Source organism: Nitrosomonas sp. Is35, from assembly GCF_033063295.1.
GTDB lineage: Bacteria > Pseudomonadota > Gammaproteobacteria > Burkholderiales > Nitrosomonadaceae > Nitrosomonas.
In genome coordinates this window covers 2096754-2117548 of record NZ_JAWJZH010000001.1, presented here as the reverse complement: position 1 = coordinate 2117548, position 20795 = coordinate 2096754, and the positions used below count along the sequence as shown (strand labels likewise).

The window sequence follows — 20795 nt, the reverse complement described above, 5'->3', positions numbered from 1 at the left end:
GTATTACTAACTGCTCAATTCATATTGCGCGCTTGGTATGACAAGGGACTACTAGCAGAACTACAGTGATTGCATGACAGTGAGGAAAATTTATCCGCTAGGTGAATCGGCAGGTTTCTTGTCTTCTTTACCGGAATCGCATTGTTATAATCGACGGCTCATATCGCCAGTACTAAATCCGCTCAGCGGCGCAAAAAAGTTTTTTCCAAAAGCGATCACTTTAAATAGCTCGCCCATTTCAGCCGGACTGACCAATTTCTGCACTTGACTCGATTGCGGCAAGTAATGGCTAGTATCTTCCGCGGAAGTCTGAGCAAGAATCCCAGTGATGCCGCAGTTGAGCAGAAAATAGGCTTGTGTTGTGTAGCCCAGAAGGGCCAGTCCGCCACTTTGTCCGGCCTGGGTGATGGCGCTGAAATCGACGTGGCTGGTGATATCTTGTAGTCCGGGCAGATAAAACGGGTCGTCATGCGCATGATGGCGGTAATGGCACATCAGCGTACCCTGGCTGCGTTGCGGGTGATAATATTCGCTGCGGCCAAAGCCATAGTCGATGAGCAATATGACCCCTTGTTGCAGCGTGCTTGCCAGGCTGCGCATGAAATGAACGGCGGCAAGATTGATTTCGCTGACGAAATCGATGGGTTGATTGGCCGGATTGATTGCGGGAGTTAGCTGCTGGGCGGTTGTCAGAAGCTCTTGATCTTGAATCGCACGATCTTGCCAGGCGAATTGATCGTTTTGCCAAGTAACACCGCGTTCCAGCACGGTATCGGCATGCCATCTGACGATGTGAACCGGCATTGCATCCAGCACTTCATTGGCGAGCACGACGCCGGTGAATTGACCGGGCAACTGTTCCAGCCACTCGATTCGATCCGCAAGATGAGGTATTTCTTGCATAAGGTGTGATTGTTGCCGCTCACGCAGATCGGCGCTGACTTCAAGAATGAAATATTTCTCCGGCAACGCAGCGGATTTTTCCAGTTCCAGCAAGATATCCCGCGCCAATTTGCCTGAGCCGGCGCCAAATTCAAGAATATTAAATTGGGCAAGGTGCTGTGAAATCTGCCATAGCTGTTGCGCCAGTGTGCGGCCGAATAGCGGAGAAATTTCCGGTGCCGTGACGAAGTCTCCTGCACTGCCCAGTTTGGTTGCGCCACTGCTGTAGTAACCCAGTCCTGGTGCATACAATGCAAGATTCATATAATCTTCAAAAGAAATCCAATGATGGATTGCAAGAATCTTTTCCCGGATCATCGCTTGTACCGATCGGCTATGTGCTAAAGCAATTTCACTGGGAGGTAGCATGTTTATGATCAATAATATAGGAAATAAAGTTAGAGTGGATTGTAAAGTTTATTCGTAAAATGGGCCATAGTGTATCAGTTCTTTGAAGGAGACGTACGTGCAAGGAAATGTGATTTTGGTGACTGGTGGTGCAAAGCGGGTAGGGGCGGCCATTTGCCGTCGGTTGCATGCGCAAGGCGCGCGGCTGGTTGTGCATTACCGCTCTTCATTCGACGAAGCTAAAGCGCTGCACGACGAATTGAATCAAGAACGCTCTGATTCCGTGGCTCTGGTAAAGGCGGATTTGCTCGATACGGAATTATTGCCGGACTTGGTGGAAAAAGCAGTCAGCCGTTTTGGCCAATTGGATGTATTGATTAACAACGCTTCGAGTTTTTTCCCGACCCTGCTGCAGCAGTGTACGCTGGACGATTGGCGCGATCTGGTCGGCAGCAATCTCCAAGCGCCGCTTTTTCTGGCTCAGGCGGCCGCACCCTACCTAAAGGAGCGGCACGGCTGCATCGTGAATATCGTCGACATCCATACCGAACGGCCATTAAAGAACTACGTGATCTATAACGCCGCCAAAGGCGGATTGTTATCGCTGACCAAATCGCTGGCGGTGGAAATGGCGCCCGAAGTGCGTGTCAATGGTGTTTCTCCAGGACCCATTCTGTGGCCGGAAGACGGCGAATGGACCGATGAAGCGGAACGGAATCAAATTATTGCCAGCACCTTACTTAAACGTTGCGGTGAACCGGATGATATCGCCAAAACCGTACAGTTTTTGATTACCGATGCGCCTTATATCACCGGGCAGATCATTGCGGTGGATGGCGGGCGGAGTATTCATTTATGAAGAGTGTTCATTCAGATTGAATGGTTACTCCCCAAACGCATCCTTAATCCACTCAATTTCTCGTCCACCAGTACCCGATAACAGCAGCGCATCGAAGCGGCAGGGCGGTTCGCTATTGAGTTGGGATAGATAATGCCGGGCGGTATGCAGTAATTTGGCTTGTTTCGCCGGTGTGATACTGGCGGCGGCGCCGCCGAATGATTCGTTTGCACGCATGCGGACTTCGACAAAAACCAGGGTTGCGCCGTCGCGCATGATCAAATCGATCTCACCGAAACGGCAACGGTAGTTTTGTGCCACGAGCACGAGGTTTTGCCGTTGCAGGTACGATAGCGCTATCTGTTCGGCGTCACTGCCCTTCATCTTCGGGCGAATTCTGGGGTGTTTCCGGCGTATTCGATGGTATTGTAATCAATCGTACTTTGCCGTTGTCGAATTGCGCCGCTACAGGTTCGCGGGTAAATAAGTTGGGCGGCGCGAAACGGATATTGCCGGTGACACCATCAAAAGTGATTTCTTTGGCGGATTGCTGTTGCAGCAGATTGGTCATCAAACGGAAAGCATCAATCCCCAGCGCGTAGAGACGTTCCATCTCGGTGCTCCTGGTTTTGCCGGTGTGACGATACGCCATGACGGCAGGGTGATCGGGTTGCAGTAACCACGGCATATCGAGAAACTGAATGCCATTTAAATCGCTAGCGAGCAGGAAGTTATCGGTTCCGGTAAAAATCTGTGAGGTGGCATACACCGGCGCTTCCGGATCGAGATAAGCGCGCAGGATGCGTGACTTGGCGGCATCCAGGGCCAGAAAAGCCAGCCGGTCAGTACCGGTTGTCAATTCGCGCAGTTGTTGCAATATCAACGGATTCTCGCTATAGCGCAGCGATTCAAGGGTTTTGCCATATTCATCCTGCCAGCGCTGTTTAAAGGCATTTTGCAGGCGTTTCGACAGAGCACTGTCGTCGCCGATGATAACGGCATGACTCCTGCCGCTTGCGAGCGCCAGTTTTGCGATTTGAGCGGCTTCGGTATCCGTTTGCAAACCGAATAGGTATAGTTTGGCGGGCAGGGTCTGATGGTTATCGGCCGTGTTGAGTGTCAATGTCGGTACTGCTAGTGTTTGATTGGAAGCGATGGCGGATACACCGTCGCGCGTCAACGGACCGACTACAAACGCCGCGCCGGAAGTCACGGCGTGATAATAACTCATCACGATATCGAGCGGATCGTCACTGGTCGGGTACAGACGGATTGTCAGCGGCAACGATTGTCCGCGCTGCGCGGCAGCTTCAAATCCTTCTTTGACCACATTTGCCGCTTCTGCAAACGCCGCGGATTCAAGCGGAAGCAGTAGTGCAATATGTGCAACGATCAACGGCCCGGGTACAATTTCCGGCTGCGGGGATTCTTCCGCGCCGGTGGCCATGGCTGGCGGGTTGCCGTATAGTGCCAGGAGTAATACCGCGAGAATTGTCAATAAACGTGGCATAGTGAGGATTATGCTGGAAAAAAGTGCATTATATGTGGTTGCAACCCCAATAGGAAATTTAAGCGATATCAGCTTGCGCGCGCTGGATGTATTAGCAAAAGCCGACGTAATCGCCGCCGAGCATGTGCAGAATTCCAAACATTTATTGGCGGCGCATGCTATTACGGCGAAATTGATCGCGTTGCATCAACATAACGAGGCGGCAGTCGCGGGCAAAATAGTCACTTTGCTGGAATCCGGGAAAAGCGTTGCTTTGATAACCGATGCAGGCACGCCCGGCATTTCCGATCCCGGCGCGATTGTCGTGCAGCGCGTGCGGGAAAGCGGCTACCGGGTTGTTCCGGTTCCCGGGGCGAATGCAGCAATCTGTGCCTTATCCGCAGCTGGCATCACGAATCCACATTTTTTGTTCTATGGCTTCCTGCCAACAAAAAGCGGGTTGCGCAAACGTGAGTTGATGGCATTAAAATCGCATCCCTATACATTGATATTTTATGAAGCGCCGCATCGGATTCTGGAATGCATTACGGATATGATCGATATTTTCGGCGTGCAGCGCGGGATCACTCTGGCGCGGGAATTAACCAAATTATTCGAGACCATTCATAGCGGAACATTAGTCGACGTGTTGTCTTGGTTGCAAGCGGATTCGAACCAGCAGAAAGGCGAATTTGTATTACTGTTATCCGGGGCGGAAATTGTGGATAAATCCGAGATCAGCGACGAAGCTCGGCATACATTAACCTGTCTGCTGGCTGAATTGCCTTTAAAGCAAGCGGTTAAACTCGCCACAGCGATTACCGGCGCGAACAAAAACACGCTGTATCAATTGGCGCTGGATTTAAAGGCGGGGGGAGATTCCGGATAGCATGGATGCTTGCGCTATAATGCGGCTATTTAACCCATTTGCGGATAAATCTTGACCAGCATTACCATTACCCGGCCTGACGATTGGCATTTGCATTTGCGCGATGGCGAGCAGTTGCACGCCGTGTTGCCACATACCGCCAAGCAGTTTGCGCGCGCCATCATCATGCCCAACCTGAAACCGCCGGTGGTGACAGTCGAAATGGCACTGGCCTATCGCGCTCGAATCCTGGCGGCTTTGCCGGTAGCTTTGCAGAATTATTTTGAACCGTTGATGACTTTGTATTTGACGGACAATACCCCGCCGTCGGAAATCATCCGGGCTAAGGAAAGCGGCATAATACACGGCGTGAAATTATACCCGGCGGGTGCTACAACCAATTCGGATGCCGGTGTCACCGATATCGCCAAATGCTATGCCACGCTGGCGGCGATGGAGCAGAATAATCTGCCGTTGCTGGTGCACGGCGAGGTGACGGATTCTGATGTGGATGTGTTTGATCGCGAAAAAGTTTTTATCGATCGGATACTGGCGCCGCTGACACGTCGTTTCCCAGACTTGCGCATCGTATTTGAGCATGTCACCACGCGCGATGCGGTGCAGTTTGTAACGGCAGCATCTCAGCGGATTGCTGCGACAATCACGGCGCATCACCTGTTATTGAATCGTAATGCGCTGTTTCAAGGCGGTATCCGTCCACATCATTATTGCCTGCCGGTGTTAAAACGTGAAATACACCGGCAAGCTTTGCTGGATGCGGCGACCGGCGGAAATCCTAAATTCTTTCTCGGGACCGATAGTGCGCCGCATGGGCAAACAAGTAAAGAAAATGCCTGCGGCTGCGCAGGAATCTTTACAGCGCATGCGGCCATCGAGTTATATGCGACAGCCTTTGAACAGGCGGGAGCGCTGAATAAACTGGAAGCGTTTGCCAGTTTCCATGGCGCGGATTTTTATCAACTGCCGCGCAATAAAGATTCGATTACACTGAAGAAAGAAAGCTGGATTGTCCCGGAGCAGTTTGATTTTGCCGGAGAGCAATTAATACCGCTCTATGCGGGTAATCCTGTGAATTGGAAATTGGTGTAAAGCCGGGAAATTCTTGCAAAAACGTGGGCGCAGAGAATTACCAATGTTTTAATACCCGGTTCCAGCAGTAAAGCAATTTGGCAAAGCCATTGTAGGCGAGTCGTGCCAGTGATCCGATGACCGGCAATTGCAGCAAGTTTGCCAGCCAACGCTGATTCGGAGTCTGCTGCCAAAGATAGATAAATGCATCGATACCGATATGCAACCGGCCACCATCGTCTTTTACGTGTAATCGTTCGCGCACCTGTTCCAACGGATTGCCCGTTTCTGACACCGTGGCCGGGTTGTTGTGTACATCCACCCAGTCAATGCCCTTGATCCCGCACTGTTGCATGCGCTGGCATTGATCTTTTATGCCTGCATTGCAAACAGGGCAAGCACTGTTGTAATACACTTTAATCGGCATTCCGGAGTTTGTTTCTATTTAAAAATCTATTGAGAATCAATTTTTTGCGTGCTTAGTGCAATTCTGGATGTTGATTGATGCTTGTGCGTAAGTTTTTTTGTCTGCTCTCATTTCTTTTATGCCCCAATAATTTATGGGAGCAATATACGCCTAAGCCCAGCGCTATGATAGTCAAAAGCAGCGGAATAGGTGTCGGTATTTCCAGATACCAGCGCCACCACTCCAGCCCCGCAAATATCAGGAAAATCGATGGCGCGATGATCAAAGGCAACACATCATTGTCGAGCATCCTGTGGATTTTTTCTTGCACGAAGCGGCTCGCATTGTTAAGAAAACTGTCTGTTTGAGGTGAATACATTTTTGTTTTGGGTTTAGTGACTTTTAGGCGTAATTTTGGCATAGGAATAATTCGTCAGTGTTTGATTGTGAATGTGGATTAATTGAACGAAGTCGGATCAAATTCCTGATCTTAATCTCTCAGCACTTATCGGAAGCGGACGCCAAAAGTTTATAGTTTGATAGAATGTAGTGCTGGATTCATACCGTGATAATTGTGATGAAGATTGCTCGTCAGCGCGATATATCAATCCAATCTGGTATTTTCTGATGTAACGATAGTGGATGGATTGCTGTCGAGAATGTACGTAAATCCTGTGAAACTGCGACAAAAGCGGATATTCTGGTGTCGATGGGATGAAGCTGATAAATCGGACTTCCCAGCGAGATTGGATCAGTGCTTCGGAAGCATGCCGCTGGTGTAGGTGATGCCGGATACCAATAGTTAAACGAAAACTGCCCGGTAAAATCGGGCAGTTATTTTAGGGAAGCGCTGATTAATTTAACGAACGTGATGAAGGGCGAGGCGCACGGAACGCAACAACCGAGACATATCAATCTGATAGGCGAGGAAGTGAGTACCGCGCAACGAAGCAATTCGCTCGTGCAGTCAATTAATCAGCGCTTCCTTAGGTGGTTTGATTTCTGCGGTGTATGGCTAATCCCAGCAATCCTAGACCGGCTAATAGCATCGCGTAAGTCTCAGGCTCAGGAACCGCACTGGTAAATGAGATATCGACGTTTATGCCATCTAAAGATCCAAAAGATTGTCCGGCGCTTTTTGTGAAGGCGAATGAAAGTGTATCTCCGGCAACAACGGCCAAATCATCACCGCTGATATGCCATGGATTGGTTCTGTCGCCATAAGAAGCGTTTGATATTGTGGCCGAACCCAGGAAAGATCCACCCAACGATATAGAAGCATCATTTGAGCGATTTACAATCGAATGGGCGTACCAAATATCACTGGTGAAATCGACTATGCCGTCACTGGGTGCAGTCCATACTACAAATAATGGATCTCCGCTGTTGGGGCTATGAATGATTACATCCCCAGCTAAGAAATCGGTATCGGTTTGACCTGCGCTACTACCGCTCACTGCGGTTTTAATGACGTCAGGTGTGTCGGTATTCAAATTAGGCCCGGTGCTGAAATAGCCTGCAGTAGTCGCAGGATAAAGCGGGTTGCCATTGTTCAAGGGTATTTGAGACGCCAGCAGTGTCGTCCCTTGTAAGAAAGACCAAGCTCCGTTTGGATTATTTGTGTTGCTGAAGTCACTGGGTAAATTATAACTTGTTGCTGCAGAAGCAAGCATCGGTGATGCCAGCAAGGCGCCAATTATATATTTTTGAATTTTTTTCATTGTTGTCTCCAACTGTATGAGGATAAATCTCAAAGTGTTTCGCGAAATACACTTAAGTGCTTAAAAATAAAACAATCCATTTCTAAGTGGTAACCGTAACCGGAAGCATTCCTTGATCCGGGCGCGGGTATAACATGTATTCCGGGTGATCAAGCGGCAGTTTGGATTCACCCGGACTCGCTACCGTGGGCTGATGAAGAATGCCGTTCAGGTGAACATGTTGATGGGCCTGGTCAACCTGTACCCGCTGCGCAGGCAGTTGATGATCGCTTGAGGGAAAAGTCCGTCCATCATACCCCGGCGGCGGATAATGACGCACAAACAGGGGAAATCCGGCTACAAAACACCTCTGAAAAATGAATTGCCGGGAATTCGTGTTCAAGAAACTGGCAGGATTACCGGAAAATCTGAAAATCGCTAATTGTTCAGCGCTTCCCTAATGGAAGAAGTCATATAAAGAGGTTTTTCGGGCATACACTTCTGCTTCTGGATGATTAACTTACGTACTACAATCTATAGTCACTCATCTCCTGGACTGGAACTTGTGTCGCTACGATAAATTGTACGGCAGAAGGCATATTTCTATGCGGGGAAACATAGATTTATCTAATCGTTTAGTTTTCCTTCCGTGACATTAAGCGATCCCGGACTAATTGATTTTATTAATTTACCAGGTACTCCACCAATCACGCTATTTTCTGCCACATCCGAAATGACCACAGCGTTGGCGCCAATAATAGTGTTACATCCAATTGTAATGGCTCCTAGTATTCTAGCGCCCGGGCCAATCCAAACATCGTTTCCTATTTTTGGTACTCCGCACCCAAAGTTGCCTCCTATTGTGACACCCTGACCAATCAGTACTCGATCACCGATAAGGCAATCGGGATGTAATACTACACCAATTCCGCCATGCGCAAACCAAGACCCTTGTCCAATTCTACATTTTGGAGGGATTACACTGTTATAGAGCAGGAACATAAGTAAGCGCAGCAGACCGGGAAGTAGTGGTATGTGTTTGCAGTGCAGATAATGTGCGATACGATATAGATGAATCGCATTCATAACTACTAACCATTTACGTTTGCCGGTTTATGGCAGACGATAGTAAAGATAGTCGTTTCCAGATCTTCGCGAGAATAATTGCTCCAGTCATCATGAATAGTGAGTCTCGAAATATCGCATCGCTCACGATCAATTTCTATAATTTCAAAACCCTTCTTGCGGAATAGATTTTGATAGTCATCGCCTTGCAAGACATTATGATATTGCACTATATTCTCGAATAGATATTTACGCCTAGTCAGTGAGAATTCAAGGTAATTTTTTTGCGAAGCTTGGCTATCATAGTGCGCTAGATGATCATCAATACCAATTTGGTGTATGCAGAAACCTCCCGGTTTTAGCATGCGGAACATATGGTCAATTGATTCTTCGATAGAGCCTCTGTTAACATGCTCCATGACATGGAAGCTGAAAATCAGGTCATAGTTTGTACTTGGGTAACCTGCAAGTGAACCTTCATTATCGATGGTATATTTTGCATCAAATATACGATAGAGTTCATCAAAAGAATTGACTGACAGGATAGAAGATAGTCGATTACGTTGTGTTGTATTTATACTGGTATCATGTTCCCACTGATATGATAATTTGTTAAAAGCTCCCTTCAATGCATCTAATTGACGGTTGTCCCAAACATCAAATAGATCCAAGCTGATTTTTTTATCGATATGTAGCGCTAAATATAAACCAAACCAGTGTATCCAGCCGGTACCAAGCTCAACAGCTGCTCCATCATCCTTAAATACATTATGCTTCTTAATTAACTGGACTAATAAGTCGCCACGATTTACGTACATGTCGATGTTTTGCTGTTGACGTTTTTTTTGACCAAATTTATTGCCCAGGTACCGATAACTAGAACGTGTAAATTTGTTCAGTGAAAACATTTTTAGCATTACTGCCGCTGCCAGATACTTGATCATAGATCAACTTTGTCCTGTATTTTGATAATTCGCTGAGTGACTAATAATGTTTATACCGTCATTCTGCGTTTTTTACGGTGATAGAATGTGTAGGAAAAATAGATACTTGTTTTGAAAATATACATAAAACCTGATGTGCAGTCAAATTCAGCGTTATTTTTGGGTGCTAGACTCCAATCATCGGTCTACCTAAAAACTTCTTTAGGTATGTAAGAAATCTCAGGGGTGTTTACAGAGAGATTGATTTAAATAAGATAAGCGTTGAGTATTTCATAGAGAGTGGCGTTCTAACAATACTAGAAATTCTTACAAACAAAATTGCGGAATGGTACTGGATGCTTGTCAGCTCTGACGGGATTGAGAAGCTTATTTTTTATTGGTGCCCGGGGCCGGAATCGAACCGGCACGGGTGTTTTAGGCCCGAGGGATTTTTAGTTCAGAGTTATATTTATAATAGGGTCTTAGGAAGTTAAGCACTTACGGAAGTGTGTTAACTTACTGAGATGAATGTTAAAAATAGATACTATTTCCGTTCTCGGATTGGAGAAGCTAAATTCAGACAACTTATTCGCTATTTTGTTTTGGATTTTACCGCTACAAGTACCGCGCAATTGACCGGTATTTCTATCCGATCCGTCAATACGATTTACCTCAAAGTGCGGCAAAAAATTGCCTACTGCTGCGAACTTGAATCGCCGCTTCAAGGTGCTGTGGAAGTTGATGAATCTTATTTTGGCGCGCAGCGTGTCAGAGGCAAAAAAGGTCGAGGCGCTTATGGTAAAACCATTGTCTTTGGCGTTCTGAAACGCCAAGGGAAGGTATATACGGAGATTGTTCCTGATTGCTCCAAAGCCACGTTACAAGCTATTATCCGTGGGCATGTAGCACCCGATACCATCATCCATTCTGATGGCTGGCGCGGATATGACGGGCTGGTCGATATTGGTTTTGATAAGCACTTCAGGGTTTGTCATGGCAACAATGAATTCGCCAGTGGCGAGCGGCATATCAACGGCATTGAATCTTTCTGGAGCTTTGCAAAAAGGCGTTTGGCAAAGTTCAATGGTGTTCCTGAACATACCTTTTATTTGCATTTGAAAGAAACCGAATTTCGTTTTAATCATCGCCGTGATAATCTCTATCATCAGATTCTCAAATTATTACGTTTAAACCCGCTTTAACTTCCTAAGACCCTATAATAAATAAAGGCTTATTATAAATACCGCTCCGCAAATGCTACAAAAAATAACTCTCAAGGGCCGCGCCAATCAATAGCCTATTTCAGGTTTGCGGAGCGGATTTGCGAGTTTTTGTCGGCTTTACTATATCTCCACGACGAGCTTTTACCTAGTGTTAGGTCATTGCTATAGTTGTGTGACCTAGTTGTTTTTGTGCCTCTCTGATGTCGCCGGTTAATTCGGTCGTGTCTGTAGCAGCCTTGGCCCTGAGATCACGAAATTGAAATATTTTTTGTCAATTCCGGCCGCTTCGCGCGCGCTATCAAAATGACCGCGCAAAGCGCTGGCGGTCAATTTCTGCCCATTATCATCAACAATCAGTTCTAAGCTCCGCGCTTTGTAGCCTGATTTTCTAGCTTAGATTCTTTTCATCAAGCTTTCAAGTTCATCCTCAATGATAATTCTCGCTATGGTTCCGGTTTTATTTTGCTGGACTGACAATATTCCATCACTGATGTCATGATCTGTTATTCTCAAAACATCAGAAGGGCGCTGGGTGGATCGTCAAAGAATTTGTACAGTCGCTCCAATTCCTTGAGATTGTTCTTTTGTGTTGCCGGTGATTTTAGTGGGATAACGTCTCTAATATAGCGTTCTGCCACATATCGAAACGTGATTATTTCTTGATGTGCTGGCTTTGCGTCAATCTGCAATTCTGACCATTTTTTAACGGCCATCGTGAAATCTGAGGCCTGCTGCTAGGTTCTATCGCGGATCAGGGTACAACGGGTTTACCCACCGCGTTAACGTAAAATAGTGTGCCCATCCGGCGCAGTGTGTCAATCTGGCCGAATTTTGTTTTTCTGCCGGTCAGTATGGAGACGTCTTCTGAATCAAGGAACAAACTCATGGCAATCTATTGATTCGGCATTTCTAATTTATCTGTACGTATGAGCGCGTAAGGGTCGTCATTTATCTGCTGGAGTCAGAGACCATTCAGTATCCTCTGCTGCGTAATAGTTGCACCGATGAAAATCCAGGCTGACTATTTTTCCGAGCACTTTTCCTTTGACCTTTATTACTATCAAAGTATAGTCCTCTGGGGGCATCTGTTCGCTGCATTTTATCCATTGAGTTTTGCTCATTTGGTCATAACCCCATTTAAAGATGATATCAATTATTGAATTGTTTAAATCTGAATCAGTTGCTCAGTAGTAACGCGCCAAAATCTTCCGGTAAATTTCGCTATTACAGTTCTAAGATCATGCACAAAATTTTCTGACCCTATGTTAACAACCGAACAGATCAATAATTTTTTTGCAGCTACATTGCATTTTATTAAAAACGAGGTTAACCATGAGCACCAATAATCCCAACGAATTCGAGAGCAAAACTGTCAATTCAGACGGTCCGCGACTTAGTAATAGCGATATTCTGATGTGCGTAGTTGTCGCTTTAATTGTGGTTTTCCTGCTTATTGCGGGTGGATATTATTGGTATACCAACCCGGACTGGATTAATAATTTGATTAATAATCCCTAAAGTTTCTTTAATGTCCGTCCAATACTAAATTGGCGTATCCACATATGATCTCCACGCCCGGCTGAGATTCAAAGTCCCTCACCGGGCGTTTCTATTGATATTCCGATATGAGTAAGAGCTTCTATTATTTCCTGAAATCTTTGATTATTTCTTTTATTACGATGAAAATCATCCCGGCCGAGATAACGCAGAGAATTAATGCCAATAAAGCCTTTGTCATTACAAAAAAGGTGCAAGCACTGAAAACCAGTTCACACGGCCATTCGAAAAAACTCATTTCATCCTATCCTTATACGATCTAATCTCAATAATCCTGCCTGCTTCACCGACTACGCCGCAGCCTCCATAGCTTTATCAACAATTATGCCATCCTGAATCCAATGTGGAGTTACTTCTGCGGATAGTTTTGCCGGTTTTTCTTTTAAAGTACCGAATAGCGGAACCGAGTCAATTTCATGGTTGCGAAACAATCCGATGAGCCACTTCAGACAAGCGCTGCGGCTTGATAGATCGAGCAAATCAAATTCACATCTGCCATCATAAACTTGATGTCGTCCACATGGCTGATCGCTTCAGCAATCATCACGTTTGCACGCCACTATGCGGCTGCTAAACCGCATTCATCATTTGCAACCGCGTTTTTAAACATCGATAAAGCGTGCTCATACCCAGCCATAGGCAAACTACGGGCGTAAAAAAACACGACTATCGGGCGCGTGGCTATCTGCTTTGAGAGGTGCTTTGAGCATTTGCACGAATTCTGCGTTCAGATGGTTTTGTTGGTCAAATTGATCTGTATTTTTCAGAATTGCGGAACAGAAAGGGAGATTTTTTGATAGATGAAATAAGTCTAGTTTATTGATTATTGGTGCCCGGAGCCGGAATCGAACCGGCACGGGCGTTTTAGGCCCGAGGGATTTTAAGTCCCTTGTGTCTACCAATTTCACCACCCGGGCTATGGAAATATCAGATCGGTGGAGGCGGGGGTCGGAATCGAACCGGCGTAGACGGCTTTGCAGGCCGCTGCATGACCACTCTGCCACCCCGCCATTATTGCATAACTTCTAAATGTCTTTTAATCCTACGGAAAAAAGCCGGTCAGGAGTAATTATTCGATTCCCAGCAAGTAAAATTTCAAAGAGCCATTCCACAGAAAGAATGGAGCGGGAAACGAGGCTCGAACTCGCGACCCCAACCTTGGCAAGGTTGTGCTCTACCACTGAGCTATTCCCGCAATAAGAAGTTGCTGTGTGACTGGAATCACTTCAGAAACGAAGGGTGGATTATAGAGATGCTGTACGTTTTGGTCAAGAAAATGCAGGCCAAGAATGAATAAACATTTTTACTTAGGTGTGAATGAAGATTCCGGGCGATGAACAGTGGTATCGTATGCGTATACGCTATTGACTGTTTGAGACCGACAAAAATGCAACCAACTGTGATTATCAATCGACATCGACATACTGCAATCATTGCGGGGGCGAGTGGAAAGAAGCTGCTTGTGATCAAGCTAGGAAAAGGAAAACTGACAGTGACAACGATATCGCAGCAAGAAATCAATACGCAGGGATATACGGTCAGTGATTATTCACCCGCGCTGGCGGCGCAATCTTATCTGCAACATGGGGCGGGGGTCAGTGAGAAAGCGAAAAAATTGCTGGAAAAAATAGCCGCAGGTGAATTCTCAGATCAATTAATATTTGCATCTCATTGAGCGCATTGAGGAAATATTCGCCTTACCTGTGACGGGATTCAAATACAAAGAATTCTAAGTTCCGGTACCGGCTGCGATTACATCCGTACGAATTTGCGCTTGCGTGACGTGACTTTCCGGCGGGATGCTGTGTGTCAGCCAGACATTGCCTCCGATCGTTGAGCCGCGGCCGATGGTGATACGACCGAGAATCGTAGCGCCGGCATAGATCACCACATCGTCTTCAACGATGGGATGACGCAGATTGCCTTTCACCAGAATGCCGTGTTCATCGACGGGGAAGCGCTTGGCACCGAGGGTGACAGCCTGATACAACCGCACATTGCGGCCAATGACCGTAGTCTCGCCGATCACTACGCCGGTTCCATGATCAATAAAGAAACTATCGCCTATCTGTGCGCCCGGATGGATTTCTATGCCGGTGAGTGAGTGAGCGATTTCCGACATCATGCGTGCGATCAGCGGCACGCCCAGCTGGTTCAACTCATGCGCGATGCGGTGGTGAATAATCGCAGTAATCCCCGGGTAGCACACTAATACATCGTCAATGCTACGTGCTGCCGGATCGCCTTCATAAGCTGCGCGGATGTCATTTTCCAGCAGACTGCGGATTTTGGGTAATTGCTGGGCAAATGTATTGGCAATGCTCGCAGCATGTTCACGAATCGACGGACCGGCAATTTCCTGCCCCGAGACAAAAAACAATTCGTGGTGAATCTGATCGATCAGGTCGCGTAATGTAACATCCAGGGTATGTCCTACGTAGTAATCGATTCCTTCATCGGAAATGCTGGGTGTGCCCAAACGATTCGGAAACAACGCCGCACTTAACCGTTCAATGATCGATGCCAGGACTTTTCGTGAAGGCAGTTTGGGAGGCTTGTTAAGCCGCTGACGGTGCTCCAGGGAGGCCACACGTAACGCACGTAATTGGGAAACAATATGATCGATTTCCATACGATTGATTTCCGGTTCAGTTGTGTCCTGTGTTTTGAGTTCGGTTGTCATGACTTCAATCCATTTTGTTCAATCTGTTTTTTAATGTCATGCATTAATGTTTCAATTGGCTTTGCGGATAGCTGGGGAACAAATCAAGCCGTTTGGGTTTGATAAAGACTTTCTCTCCCTTGGTGAGCTGCAATTCGCGAAAGCGCTCCTTGCTGATTTCAGCGTGCACCGGGTGCCTATCTTTGTCGTTCTCGCGTACCAGCTCCAGCCTGACAATCGGACCTACCGATAGAATATGAACAATCTGCGCCGCCAGCGCCGCTTCACCATTTTGGGTGCGCTCGACTTCGATTTCATGCGGACGGACATAAGCAATGGCGGCCAGTTCTTCCGCTTCCGCGTGCTCCGGTGCATCGACTTCCAGATCGCCGATCCAGGCACGGCCGCGATGCAAGCGGCTATGGAATAAATTAACGTTGCCAAGGAACTCGTACACGAACGGACTGGCAGGCTGCTCGTACACTTCATCCGGTGTGCCGATTTGCTCAATCCGGCCTTCGTTCATGACGACAACCCGGTCAGCGACTTCCAGTGCTTCTTCCTGATCGTGTGTGACAAATACACTGGTAATGTGCATGTCATCGTGCAATCTGCGGAGCCAGGAGCGCAGTTCCTTGCGCACCTTGGCATCCAATGCGCCGAAAGGCTCATCAAGCAATAACACTTTCGGTTCCACTGCCAGTGCCCGCGCCAAAGCAATACGCTGGCGCTGGCCGCCGGAAAGCTGGTGCGGATAGCGGTCCGCCAGCCAATCCAGCTGCACCAAATGCAATAATTTCATCACGCGGTCATGGATTTCCTCTTTGGAAGGGCGGAATTTCTTCGGACGCACATTTAAACCGAAGGCGACATTCTCGAAAATTGTCATGTTGCGGAACAAGGCATAATGCTGGAAGACGAATCCGACTTGGCGGTCACGCACATGCTGATCGGTTGCGTCTTCGCCATGAAATAATACCTGGCCGCTATCGGCGGTTTCCAGTCCGGCGATCACACGCAGCAGCGTGGTTTTGCCGGAACCCGAAGGCCCCAGTAACGCCAGCAATTCACCGGATTGCACTTGTAAACTGACATCATGCAGTGCGGTAAACGTGCCGAATTGTTTGGAGAGACTAATCACTTCAATGCTCATTCGAGACCTCGTTGTTTTTGGTGTTGTTTATTACGAAATTCAACCAGTGTTTTTAGCACCAGCGTTACCAGCGCCAGCAAGGCGAGCAGCGAAGCGACCGCGAACGCAGCGGCGAAGTTATATTCGTTATAGAGAATTTCGACGTGCAGCGGCATGGTATTGGTGCTGCCGCGAATATGGCCGGATACCACCGATACCGCGCCAAATTCACCCATCGCCCGGGCGTTACACAGAATAGCGCCGTACAGCAAACCCCATTTGATATTCGGCAGCGTCACATGATAGAAAGTCTGCCAGCCGCTGGCGCCCAGCACAACGGCCGCTTCCTCTTCCTCGGTGCCCTGTGCTTGCATCAGTGGAATCAATTCGCGTGCGATGAACGGTACCGTTACAAACACGGTGGCTAACACGATACCGGGAACGGCAAAGATAATTTTCAGATCGTGCTCCGCCAGCCACGGCCCCAGCCATCCCTGCAAGCCAAACACGAGCACGTAAATCAACCCGGAAACCACCGGCGAGACTGAGAAAGGCAGATCGATCAACGTGATCAGCAGATTCTTGCCGCGAAATTCAAACTTGGCGATGGACCAGGCCGCCGCGATACCGAATATCAGATTCAAAGGCACTGCAATGGCTGCTACCAGCAGCGTCAGTTTGATGGCGGAAACCGCATCGGGATCGGTGATCGCCGCGACGTAAACTTCCACGCCCTTTTTCAAAGCTTCGTAGAAGACCGAAATCAGCGGCACAAACAAAAAGAGGGTTAGAAATACCAGCGCCAAGCCGATCAAGGAGCGGCGCACCCAAGCAGGCTCCTGTGTGGCGCGCTGCCGGAAGGTTTTACCAGTTAAGGGGAATGTAATCGTTGTAGTCATTATGGTTCTCAAGCTTGCATGCTGCGGCGTCGGCTCCACCATTGCAATAAGTTAATAATCAATAACAGCGTGAAAGAAATCACCAGCATCACGACCGACAAGGCCGTGGCCCCGGCATAGTCATACTGTTCCAATTTGGTGATAATCAGCAGCGGTGTGATTTCGGAAATCATTGGCATATTCCCGGCGATAAAAATCACCGAGCCGTACTCGCCGATTGCGCGTGCAAAAGCCAGCGCAAAACCGGTCATTAAGGCGGGATAGAGTGCCGGGAAAATCACCCGCGTAAAGGTTTGCCAGCGGTTGGCGCCGAGCGTTGCAGCCGCTTCCTCCAGCTCGGTTTCGATATCTTCGAGCACCGGCTGCACGGTGCGTACTACAAACGGCAGACCGATAAAAGTCAACGCTACGAAAATCCCCAGTGGCGTGAAAGCCACTTTGATGCCGAGCGGCTCAAGAAACTGTCCGATCCAACCATTGCCGGCATACAGCGCTGTCAGTGCGATACCCGCTACCGCAGTCGGCAGGGCGAAGGGGAGATCCACCAAGGCATCAACTATTTTCTTGCCGGGAAAATGATAACGCACCAGCACCCACGCGACCAACAAACCGAAAAAGGCATTGACAGTGGCGGCCGCGAACGATGCGCCGAATGTCAACCGGTAAGAAGCCAGCACGCGCGGGGTGGTAACAATCGACCAGAATTCCGGCCACGTCAATTCGGCGGTACGAATGAACGCGGCCGACAACGGAATCAAAACGATCAGACTGAGATACAACAGTGTGAATCCCAATGCCAGATTGAAACCTGGCAAAATACTGTATTGCTTGAAACTGCTCAATTAAGAATTCCTTGTGTTGATTTAGATTAATCCATCATCAAAAGCTCGTGCGTCCGCTTTGGATACGGCGCAGTGCGGCGACCAGAAAATCGATATCCGCACAGGTATTGTACAGCGCCAATGACGGACGAACCGTGGTTTCCAGGCCAAAGCGGCGCAAAATCGGCTGTGCGCAGTGATGGCCGGAACGCACGGCGATACCTTCGCGGTTTAACGCTGCGCCGACTTCTTCGGAACTGAATCCCTTCAGCACAAAAGATAGCACGCCCGCTTTTTCCGCGGCAGTGCCGATCAGGCGCAAACCCGGAATCGTACTGAGGCCGCGTGTCGCATAAACCAGCAGCTGATGTTCATAGCGGCTGATGTTTTCAAGACCGATGCGCTGAACGTAATCGATCGCTGCGCCCAATCCGACGGCATCGGCGATATTGCCGGTACCGGCTTCAAAACGGGCGGGTGCCGCATGATAAATGGTTTTTTCAAAGGTGACATCCTGAATCATATTGCCCCCACCCTGCCAAGGCGGCATGGAATTGAGCAATTCTAATTTGCCGAACAGTGCGCCGATCCCGGTTGGAGCGAATACCTTATGACCGGAAAAAACGAACCAGTCGCAATCGAGCTGCTGCACATCGACGCGCATGTGTGAAACCGATTGCGCGCCGTCCAACAGCACGCGCGCGCCAACGCGGTGTGCCATCGCGATCATTTGCTGCGCCGGTGTGATCGTACCCAGCGCATTCGAGACTTGCGAGAATGCCACCAGCTTGGTGCGTGAGTTCAGCAGTTTTTGATACTCATCCAGCAATATCTGGCCGTGATCATCCACGGGCGCAACGCGCAATTTGGCGCCTTTCTCGGTACACAGCTGCTGCCACGGCACGATATTGGCGTGATGCTCCAGCCAGGAGATGACGATTTCGTCGCCTTCATTGATATGTTGTCGCCCCCAGCTTTGTGCGACGAGATTGATACCTTCGGTGGTGCCGCGGACAAAGACAATCTCATCGACGGATGACGCATTCAGGAAATGACGGACTTTCTTGCGCGCATCTTCGTAGGCATCGGTCGCGCGTGCCGCCAATTCATGCGCGGCGCGATGGATGTTGGAGTTTTCGTGTTGATAAAAGTAGCTGAGGCGGTCGATGACTGATTGCGGTTTCTGTGTCGTCGCGGCATTGTCCAGCCAAACCAGCGGACGGCCATGCACTAGTTCTTTCAGTATCGGAAAATCGCGGCGGATGGCATTCACATCGAACGGCGGATGCGCGGCCGCATAGGACGGTAGCGGCGTGCCCGTCGCTGGTGATGCGATGCTGTCGAGAAAATAGAATGACGATGCCTGGCTTGGATTGGCCGGGATGGTGGTATGTGCAAGCGTAGCTTTCTGCGCTGGTGTGAAGAGCGTGCGTAATTCTTCTTCAAACGGTAGCGGGATGACCGATGGAATAGGGGAAGTGGCCAGATTGAAATGATCCACGCTCACTGCGGAAATTTCCGGCGCTGGCAGCGGTGCAGCCGTGAGCGCTTCCGCAGAGGGAGCGCCAGCCGTTTGCGTTAGGCCGGGCACAGCGGAATAACTCTCTTTTGCCGATGAAAGCAAAGTGTTGAGTTCATCCTCGAATGGTAATGGAATGGCTGAAGCGTACACAGAACTCCCCGCACGCGGATGATCCGCGGGGAATGCGGGAATTTCCAGCGCAGACGGTGATGCGGCCGCGGATGTGCCTGCCGCAGAGGACGGTACGCCTGCGGCAGGCGTTGCATTGGGCAAAGCGGAAAACATTTCGTTGGCCATGCGGGTCAGTAACTCGACATCCGGCAGATAGCTGGATGCCGCATCCAAGCTTTCGCCTGTGGGATGATCGAGATTACTTGTACTCATGATATTTACCCACTTCGACATTTTCGAGTACGCCGAGCGCATCCTCGGTCAATACTGCCAGCGAGCAATAGAGAGAAACCAGATAAGAAGCGATCGCCTTGTGATTGATGCCCATGAAGCGCACCGACAATCCCATGCCTTGCTGGCCCGGTAAATCCGGTTGATAGAGTCCAACCACGCCTTGGCGGCTTTCACCCGTGCGCAGCAGGATGATACTGGTTTTACCACCGGTGATATTGAACTTGTTGCTCGGAATCAATGGAATGCCGCGCCAAGTCAGGAATTGTGAACCAAACAGCGTTACGGTTGGAGGCGGGACGCCGCGGCGGGTACATTCACGGCCAAACGCGGCGATCGCTTGCGGGTGCGCTAAAAAGAAAGCAGGTTCTTTCCACACGCGCGCAATCAGTTCATCCAAATCATCCGGTGTGGGTGCGCCTGTGCGTGTTTTCACCCGCATCGATTTGGCCGCATTATTGAGCAACCCATATTCTTTGTTATTGATCAGCTCGCTTTCCTGGCGTTCTTTGGCTGTTTCAATGGTTAAACGTAACTGTTCGCGGATTTGATTGTGCGGGCTGCTGTACAGATCGGAAACGCGGGTATGTACGTCCAGCACGGTATTGACCGCACTCAACACATATTCCCGTCCCCATTCTTCATAATCCACGAATGTCGCGGGTAATTCGCGTTCATCCTTGGCAGAGCAATCGACTTCCACCTGATCGGGGTCTTTCACTTTGTTCACGCGATAAATACCCGCCTCGACCGGCACCCAATGCAATAAGTGGGTTAGCCAGCGCGGCGTGATGGTTCCCATCATCGGGACAGTTTTTGTGGCATTGGCAAGCGTGCGGGCGGCTACGTCACCTAATGCGGTGTTTCCTTGATGAATATCGGTCATTGTGATTCTCCTTGGATTAAGTC

General features: G+C 48.7%; 22 protein-coding genes, 3 tRNA genes and 1 pseudogene. 6 read left to right on the top strand and 20 right to left on the bottom strand.

Translation table 11 applies throughout. The annotated features are described in order from the left end of the window. Positions 1-144 precede the first annotated feature (144 nt). Positions 145-1311, bottom strand: coding sequence for a class I SAM-dependent methyltransferase (locus R2083_RS10005; protein ID WP_317531148.1), 1167 nt, complete (start codon positions 1309-1311; stop codon positions 145-147). Between the two features lie 97 nt (positions 1312-1408). Here R2083_RS10005 and R2083_RS10000 point away from each other — a divergent pair, with 97 nt between their 5' ends. Continuing rightward, on the top strand, positions 1409-2149 hold the full coding sequence (locus R2083_RS10000) for a pteridine reductase (protein WP_317531147.1): 741 nt from the start codon (positions 1409-1411) through the stop codon (positions 2147-2149). 24 nt (positions 2150-2173) lie between these two features. On the opposite strand, the gene R2083_RS09995 is transcribed toward R2083_RS10000, so the two are convergent. Together R2083_RS09995 and R2083_RS09990 are read right to left on the bottom strand one after the other, a co-directional pair. Beyond that, positions 2174-2512 carry a YraN family protein gene (locus R2083_RS09995; RefSeq protein ID WP_317531146.1) on the bottom strand — a complete coding sequence of 113 codons (339 nt, stop codon included), beginning with the start codon at positions 2510-2512 and terminating at the stop codon, positions 2174-2176. Further along, positions 2499-3638 (bottom strand): penicillin-binding protein activator, encoded by a 1140-nt coding sequence (locus R2083_RS09990; protein ID WP_317531145.1) that lies wholly within the window; start codon positions 3636-3638, stop codon positions 2499-2501. The genes R2083_RS09995 and R2083_RS09990 overlap by 14 nt, the downstream gene beginning before the upstream one ends. A gap of 10 nt (positions 3639-3648) precedes the next feature. Here R2083_RS09990 and rsmI point away from each other — a divergent pair, with 10 nt between their 5' ends. Both rsmI and pyrC read left to right on the top strand, forming a co-directional pair. Next, positions 3649-4506: a 16S rRNA (cytidine(1402)-2'-O)-methyltransferase gene (gene rsmI / locus R2083_RS09985; protein ID WP_317538363.1), complete on the top strand. Its 858-nt coding sequence runs from the start codon at positions 3649-3651 to the stop codon at positions 4504-4506. Positions 4507-4554: 48 nt separating this feature from the next. Further along, on the top strand, positions 4555-5595 hold the full coding sequence (gene pyrC, locus R2083_RS09980; protein WP_317538993.1) for a dihydroorotase: 1041 nt from the start codon (positions 4555-4557) through the stop codon (positions 5593-5595). A gap of 37 nt (positions 5596-5632) precedes the next feature. On the opposite strand, the gene R2083_RS09975 is transcribed toward pyrC, so the two are convergent. From R2083_RS09975 to R2083_RS09965, 3 genes are all read right to left on the bottom strand, one after another. Further along, positions 5633-6001 carry a DUF393 domain-containing protein gene (locus tag R2083_RS09975; RefSeq protein WP_317531143.1) on the bottom strand — a complete coding sequence of 123 codons (369 nt, stop codon included), beginning with the start codon at positions 5999-6001 and terminating at the stop codon, positions 5633-5635. A 52-nt stretch (positions 6002-6053) separates the two neighbouring features. After that, positions 6054-6401: a hypothetical protein gene (locus tag R2083_RS09970; protein ID WP_317531142.1), complete on the bottom strand. Its 348-nt coding sequence runs from the start codon at positions 6399-6401 to the stop codon at positions 6054-6056. 565 nt (positions 6402-6966) lie between these two features. After that, positions 6967-7701 (bottom strand): PEP-CTERM sorting domain-containing protein, encoded by a 735-nt coding sequence (locus R2083_RS09965; RefSeq protein ID WP_317538362.1) that lies wholly within the window; start codon positions 7699-7701, stop codon positions 6967-6969. A 97-nt stretch (positions 7702-7798) separates the two neighbouring features. Here R2083_RS09965 and R2083_RS09960 point away from each other — a divergent pair. Then, a pseudogene (locus R2083_RS09960) lies at positions 7799-7975 on the top strand (transposase); the annotation flags it as partial. A 332-nt stretch (positions 7976-8307) separates the two neighbouring features. On the opposite strand, the gene R2083_RS09955 reads toward R2083_RS09960, so the two are convergent. Both R2083_RS09955 and R2083_RS09950 read right to left on the bottom strand, forming a co-directional pair. After that, positions 8308-8766, bottom strand: a complete 459-nt coding sequence (locus R2083_RS09955; RefSeq protein WP_317531140.1) for a hypothetical protein — start codon at positions 8764-8766, stop codon at positions 8308-8310. Positions 8767-8771: 5 nt separating this feature from the next. After that, positions 8772-9689, bottom strand: a complete 918-nt coding sequence (locus R2083_RS09950) for a class I SAM-dependent methyltransferase (protein WP_317538361.1) — start codon at positions 9687-9689, stop codon at positions 8772-8774. 503 nt (positions 9690-10192) lie between these two features. Between R2083_RS09950 and R2083_RS09945 the strand changes: the two genes are divergently transcribed. After that, complete coding sequence (locus tag R2083_RS09945) at positions 10193-10870, top strand: IS1595 family transposase (RefSeq protein WP_317537134.1); 678 nt, start codon at positions 10193-10195, stop codon at positions 10868-10870. Between the two features lie 530 nt (positions 10871-11400). Here the strand turns inward: R2083_RS09945 and R2083_RS09940 are convergent. The 6 genes from R2083_RS09940 to R2083_RS09920 all read right to left on the bottom strand — a co-directional run bounded on the left by R2083_RS09940 (position 11401) and on the right by R2083_RS09920 (position 13643). After that, positions 11401-11604 carry a hypothetical protein gene (locus R2083_RS09940; RefSeq protein WP_317531137.1) on the bottom strand — a complete coding sequence of 68 codons (204 nt, stop codon included), beginning with the start codon at positions 11602-11604 and terminating at the stop codon, positions 11401-11403. A 38-nt stretch (positions 11605-11642) separates the two neighbouring features. After that, positions 11643-11777: a DUF4224 domain-containing protein gene (locus tag R2083_RS15420; RefSeq protein WP_411172502.1), complete on the bottom strand. Its 135-nt coding sequence runs from the start codon at positions 11775-11777 to the stop codon at positions 11643-11645. A gap of 961 nt (positions 11778-12738) precedes the next feature. After that, positions 12739-12927 (bottom strand): hypothetical protein, encoded by a 189-nt coding sequence (locus R2083_RS09935; protein ID WP_317531136.1) that lies wholly within the window; start codon positions 12925-12927, stop codon positions 12739-12741. A 348-nt stretch (positions 12928-13275) separates the two neighbouring features. Beyond that, positions 13276-13365: transfer RNA gene (locus R2083_RS09930), tRNA-Leu, on the bottom strand. A gap of 19 nt (positions 13366-13384) precedes the next feature. Then, positions 13385-13458: transfer RNA gene (locus R2083_RS09925), tRNA-Cys, on the bottom strand. 110 nt (positions 13459-13568) lie between these two features. Then, positions 13569-13643, bottom strand: a tRNA-Gly gene (locus tag R2083_RS09920). Positions 13644-13835: 192 nt separating this feature from the next. Here R2083_RS09920 and R2083_RS09915 point away from each other — a divergent pair. Beyond that, positions 13836-14123, top strand: coding sequence for a hypothetical protein (locus R2083_RS09915; protein WP_317538360.1), 288 nt, complete (start codon positions 13836-13838; stop codon positions 14121-14123). A 54-nt stretch (positions 14124-14177) separates the two neighbouring features. On the opposite strand, the gene epsC is transcribed toward R2083_RS09915, so the two are convergent. Genes epsC through R2083_RS09885 form a run of 6 tightly spaced genes read right to left on the bottom strand, consistent with a single transcriptional unit; the run spans position 14178 to position 20772 of the window. After that, on the bottom strand, positions 14178-15131 hold the full coding sequence (gene epsC, locus R2083_RS09910) for a serine O-acetyltransferase EpsC (protein WP_411172501.1): 954 nt from the start codon (positions 15129-15131) through the stop codon (positions 14178-14180). A 43-nt stretch (positions 15132-15174) separates the two neighbouring features. Beyond that, positions 15175-16263: a sulfate ABC transporter ATP-binding protein gene (locus R2083_RS09905; RefSeq protein ID WP_317538359.1), complete on the bottom strand. Its 1089-nt coding sequence runs from the start codon at positions 16261-16263 to the stop codon at positions 15175-15177. Continuing rightward, positions 16260-17141 carry a sulfate ABC transporter permease subunit CysW gene (gene cysW, locus R2083_RS09900; RefSeq protein WP_317538358.1) on the bottom strand — a complete coding sequence of 294 codons (882 nt, stop codon included), beginning with the start codon at positions 17139-17141 and terminating at the stop codon, positions 16260-16262. The genes R2083_RS09905 and cysW overlap by 4 nt, the downstream gene beginning before the upstream one ends. Before the next feature lie 8 nt (positions 17142-17149). Continuing rightward, positions 17150-17983 carry a sulfate ABC transporter permease subunit CysT gene (cysT, locus tag R2083_RS09895; protein WP_132427806.1) on the bottom strand — a complete coding sequence of 278 codons (834 nt, stop codon included), beginning with the start codon at positions 17981-17983 and terminating at the stop codon, positions 17150-17152. A gap of 37 nt (positions 17984-18020) precedes the next feature. Continuing rightward, positions 18021-19868 carry a family 2A encapsulin nanocompartment cargo protein cysteine desulfurase gene (locus R2083_RS09890; protein ID WP_317538357.1) on the bottom strand — a complete coding sequence of 616 codons (1848 nt, stop codon included), beginning with the start codon at positions 19866-19868 and terminating at the stop codon, positions 18021-18023. Further along, complete coding sequence (locus R2083_RS09885) at positions 19855-20772, bottom strand: family 2A encapsulin nanocompartment shell protein (RefSeq protein WP_317531131.1); 918 nt, start codon at positions 20770-20772, stop codon at positions 19855-19857. The genes R2083_RS09890 and R2083_RS09885 overlap by 14 nt, the downstream gene beginning before the upstream one ends. Between the last annotated feature and the right edge of the window lie 23 nt (positions 20773-20795).

Excerpts from the sequence above, each read along its gene's own strand:
- rsmI (WP_317538363.1), top strand. The coding sequence starts at position 3,649 with ATGCTGGAAAAAAGTGCATTATATGTGGTTGCAACCCCAATAGGAAAT.
- R2083_RS09905 (WP_317538359.1), bottom strand. The coding sequence starts at position 16,263 with ATGAGCATTGAAGTGATTAGTCTCTCCAAACAATTCGGCACGTTTACC.
- R2083_RS09975 (WP_317531143.1), bottom strand. The coding sequence starts at position 6,001 with ATGCCGATTAAAGTGTATTACAACAGTGCTTGCCCTGTTTGCAATGCA.
- R2083_RS09950 (WP_317538361.1), bottom strand. The coding sequence starts at position 9,689 with ATGATCAAGTATCTGGCAGCGGCAGTAATGCTAAAAATGTTTTCACTG.
- R2083_RS09890 (WP_317538357.1), bottom strand. The coding sequence starts at position 19,868 with ATGAGTACAAGTAATCTCGATCATCCCACAGGCGAAAGCTTGGATGCG.
- R2083_RS09940 (WP_317531137.1), bottom strand. The coding sequence starts at position 11,604 with ATGGCCGTTAAAAAATGGTCAGAATTGCAGATTGACGCAAAGCCAGCA.
- R2083_RS10005 (WP_317531148.1), bottom strand. The coding sequence starts at position 1,311 with ATGCTACCTCCCAGTGAAATTGCTTTAGCACATAGCCGATCGGTACAA.
- cysW (WP_317538358.1), bottom strand. The coding sequence starts at position 17,141 with ATGACTACAACGATTACATTCCCCTTAACTGGTAAAACCTTCCGGCAG.
- R2083_RS09990 (WP_317531145.1), bottom strand. The coding sequence starts at position 3,638 with ATGCCACGTTTATTGACAATTCTCGCGGTATTACTCCTGGCACTATAC.
- R2083_RS09885 (WP_317531131.1), bottom strand. The coding sequence starts at position 20,772 with ATGACCGATATTCATCAAGGAAACACCGCATTAGGTGACGTAGCCGCC.
- R2083_RS09955 (WP_317531140.1), bottom strand. The coding sequence starts at position 8,766 with ATGAATGCGATTCATCTATATCGTATCGCACATTATCTGCACTGCAAA.
- R2083_RS15420 (WP_411172502.1), bottom strand. The coding sequence starts at position 11,777 with ATGAGTTTGTTCCTTGATTCAGAAGACGTCTCCATACTGACCGGCAGA.
- R2083_RS09945 (WP_317537134.1), top strand. The coding sequence starts at position 10,193 with ATGAATGTTAAAAATAGATACTATTTCCGTTCTCGGATTGGAGAAGCT.
- R2083_RS09915 (WP_317538360.1), top strand. The coding sequence starts at position 13,836 with ATGCAACCAACTGTGATTATCAATCGACATCGACATACTGCAATCATT.
- R2083_RS09995 (WP_317531146.1), bottom strand. The coding sequence starts at position 2,512 with ATGAAGGGCAGTGACGCCGAACAGATAGCGCTATCGTACCTGCAACGG.
- R2083_RS09965 (WP_317538362.1), bottom strand. The coding sequence starts at position 7,701 with ATGAAAAAAATTCAAAAATATATAATTGGCGCCTTGCTGGCATCACCG.
- epsC (WP_411172501.1), bottom strand. The coding sequence starts at position 15,131 with ATGACAACCGAACTCAAAACACAGGACACAACTGAACCGGAAATCAAT.
- R2083_RS09970 (WP_317531142.1), bottom strand. The coding sequence starts at position 6,401 with ATGCCAAAATTACGCCTAAAAGTCACTAAACCCAAAACAAAAATGTAT.